This is a genomic window from Paenibacillus lacisoli, assembly GCF_030580655.1.
In the GTDB taxonomy this organism is placed as follows: domain Bacteria; phylum Bacillota; class Bacilli; order Paenibacillales; family Paenibacillaceae; genus Paenibacillus; species Paenibacillus lacisoli.
The window spans coordinates 1-1,912 of the sequence record NZ_JAUQTB010000034.1 but is presented as its reverse complement, the minus strand read 5'-3'; the positions used below and the strand labels follow the sequence as shown (position 1 = coordinate 1,912).

The following is a 1,912-nucleotide window of genomic DNA, read 5'->3' as shown; positions in this document are numbered from 1 at the left end:
AAGGGAAACTGCTGGGATAACGCCTGCATCGAAAGTTTCTTCGGGCATCTCAAGTCGGAATGCCTCCACCTCCACACCTTCACCTCCGAGGAGCAACTCGTGGGAGCTGTTGAACGCTATATTCATTTTTACAACAACGAACGTTTTCAAGAAAAGCTGAACAACCTTAGTCCGGTGGAATACCGAACTAAGGCTGCTTAGTCACAGAGCTATTTTATATCTGTCTACTTGACGGGGGTAACTTCAACATAGGTGCGGTCTATTTTATGTCCGATTCAATCACAGCTGCGCCGCTGGGTTGTCCTGCTTTTCACTAAAAATCAGCAACAATGCCGCCAGCATCAGTACCAGCGAGACGCCTCTCTGCCAGGAGAAGTGAATGACTTCTGTGCCGAATAGACCGATCGCATCAATCACAAACCCCGCCACAATCTGCCCTACAATGGCTGTCAGGTTGGCTGGTGTCACGCCGATCATGTTCACCGAGAAGGTCGACAGGAACAGATAGCCGAATCCCAGGAAAACCGCCGAGAGCTGCAGCTTCGGTGCATGAAGCAGGTCCAAGAGATGCCCGCTGCCGAAAAAATTGATCAGCACAGCCAGCACCAATGCACCGGAAGCGAAGGTGAAGAATACCGTCTCTAGCAGACCTATGCTGCGGCTGATGGTCCCGTTGATCGAGGACTGTGCACTCAGTACCGCACCGCCAACCAGTGTAATAACAACAATCAATAAGCCAATACCCATCATCCATGTCCCCCTTCTTCATCAAATAGAGTTAGTTAAAACAAGGTCAGTACGAGTGCGCCCAGCATCAGGATCAGGGCGGCCACACGCTTGGAACCGATCCGTTTACGGCCGCTGCCCAGCCATCCGAAATGGTCAATCATCATGCTCGTAACCATCTGCCCGACGACAATCGCAATCATGGAAATGCCGACACCGACAATGGGAACACCGATGACCAGGGTCAGCAGGTAGACGACTCCCAGCACACCGCCGACCAGATTCCATTTGGGAAACTTGGTGATCTGCGATAGATTGCCCTTCCCGAAGAAGATCAGCAGGATCAGCGAAATCACCGCTCCCATGAAGAAATTGTAAAAGTCGGCTTCCAGGCTTCCGACCTGCTCGCCCAATTTACCGTACAAGGCACCCTCCAGGCTGAGCAGGGCTCCTGTGAAGATGGCGATCATATAGAAAATCAGCTTTTTCACGTGAGGTTTCCTCCTTGTTGTATTTCAAATTACAGCTGGTTTCAGCTTGTCCAGGCCAATAGATAAGATGCAAATATACCCGGTGTGCATGAACTATCATAGGAAATCCGGTGAATGAAGACAATGAAAGATCTTGGTGTATTTTTCAGAAAAGTTATATATCTTGCTGTAGGATCGGGTATAAAGAGATAAAATAAACATCAAATACTGTAAACCATGGAGGTCCGTGATGAACGAGAAACAGCGAGGCAGCGATACGAAGGACTTCCCGGCATTCCCGGCAGCCATGCTTCCGAGGCTGGTATATATCGGTAAAGTGGATGGGAATCCGAACTGGAATTTCCCCAGCCATACGCATGATAACGTCAGCGAGATGGTATATGTATCCGAAGGTGAGGGGATTATCAAAATTGACGGGCTGCCTTACGCGGTAAAGCAGGGAGATCTGCTGGTCTACAACCAAGGGGTCATTCACGAACAATGCACGTCGCCGATCTGTCCGTTAAGTCTGTATTACTGCGGAATTTCGAATATTCAGCTGGAGGGGGTACGGCCCGGGAATCTAATCCCTGAAGGGGTATCCCCCTATATTCAGACAAAAGAATACACCGGAAAATTTAGGATGTGTCTGAAAACTAAATATTATGGTAAGATTTGAGAAAAACGAATGGAGTAGCAAACATGAGTCAAAGACG

4 protein-coding genes are annotated in these 1,912 nt (G+C 48.8%); 2 read left to right on the top strand and 2 right to left on the bottom strand.

The window, feature by feature from the left end:
* On the top strand, positions 1-201 hold a 201-nt coding region (locus Q5741_RS21405; RefSeq protein WP_305023320.1), incomplete at its 5' end, for an IS3 family transposase.
* 78 nt (positions 202-279) lie between these two features.
* On the opposite strand, the gene Q5741_RS21400 is transcribed toward Q5741_RS21405, so the two are convergent.
* Together Q5741_RS21400 and Q5741_RS21395 are read right to left on the bottom strand one after the other, a co-directional pair.
* The gene (locus tag Q5741_RS21400) at positions 280-747 is read right to left on the bottom strand and encodes a DMT family transporter (protein ID WP_305026135.1); all 468 of its coding nucleotides are present in this window, start codon (positions 745-747) and stop codon (positions 280-282) included.
* Between the two features lie 35 nt (positions 748-782).
* Positions 783-1,196: a DMT family transporter gene (locus Q5741_RS21395; protein WP_305026136.1), complete on the bottom strand. Its 414-nt coding sequence runs from the start codon at positions 1,194-1,196 to the stop codon at positions 783-785.
* 250 nt (positions 1,197-1,446) lie between these two features.
* Here Q5741_RS21395 and Q5741_RS21390 point away from each other — a divergent pair, with 250 nt between their 5' ends.
* Positions 1,447-1,875, top strand: coding sequence for a cupin domain-containing protein (locus tag Q5741_RS21390; protein ID WP_305026134.1), 429 nt, complete (start codon positions 1,447-1,449; stop codon positions 1,873-1,875).
* Positions 1,876-1,912: the final 37 nt, after the last annotated feature.